Genomic DNA, 989 nt, shown 5'->3' with positions numbered 1-989 from the left:
CCGAAGCACCGAGATGCCGACACGCCGACCGCCGGACCCGCCAAGGCCCGCGCCGCAGACGTCCGCTCGCTCAACCACCCCCCGCGCCCGCCCCCACCGGATCATCCAGCACGGCCCGCGCCACCGAGTGCGCCGCGCCCAGCAGGGGCCCGTCCGGGCCCAGCGCGGATGCCGTCACCCCGCAGGCGCGCCCCGCCGTCCGGTCGGCGAGCTCCCGCTCCAGCGAGGGGAGCAGCCAAGGCGCGAGATGGGAGAGCGCGCCGCCGAGCACCACGGCTCGGGGGTCCAGAAGATTGACGGCTCCCGTGAGCGCGATGCCCAGCGCCGTCCCCGCGTCGCTCAATGCCCGCCGCACCGCCTCGTCGCCCGCGTCGGCGCGTTCCGCGAGCAGTCCGACCCGGTCTTCCCGCTGCCCCAGACCGACGGCCCGCAGTACTGCCTCCTGGCCCGCGTACTGCTCCAGACACCCCCGACCGCCGCACGGGCACGCGGGGCCCTCCGGCCATATCGGCACATGGCCCAGCTCGCCGGCGAACCCGCGTGTCCCGCGCAACAGCCGTCCGTCGACCACCAGCGCGGCGCCCACGCCGATCTCCGCCGAGACATGCAGGAAGTCCTCGGGGGTCTCCGCGCCGAGCCACAGTTCCGCGAGGGCACCGAAGTTCGCCTCGTTGTCCACCGTGAGCGGCAGCTCGACGGGGAGGAGCGGTGTGAGGTCGACGTCCCGCCAGCCGAGGTTGGGCGCGCGTACGACCGTTCGTGCGTCACGGGCGACGAGCCCGGGTACGGCGACCGCGAGGCCCGCCGGTGTCAGACCCGCCTCACATGCTTCGGCACTCACCGTCCGGATCAGCGCGGCGAGTTCCTGGAGCACCGGCCCGGGGGAGCGGTCGCGGTTGTTTGCCTGCCGCACGGCACGCACGCGTACCTCACCTCGCAGATCGACCGCGCAGGCCGCGAGGTGGTCCACGCCCACCTCGGCGCCGATG

Annotated in this window: 1 protein-coding gene; it reads right to left on the bottom strand. The window is 74.9% G+C overall.

Features of this window, described 5'->3' with window-relative positions; translation table 11 throughout:
* Positions 1–70: 70 nt before the first annotated feature.
* The coding region (locus AB8Z36_RS40990; RefSeq protein ID WP_369218422.1) for an ROK family protein at positions 71–989 on the bottom strand (919 nt) is incomplete at its 5' end.

It is taken from the genome of Streptomyces flavofungini, assembly GCF_041028215.1.
GTDB lineage: Bacteria > Actinomycetota > Actinomycetes > Streptomycetales > Streptomycetaceae > Streptomyces > Streptomyces flavofungini_B.
This window is presented reverse-complemented; position numbering and strand designations above follow the sequence as displayed.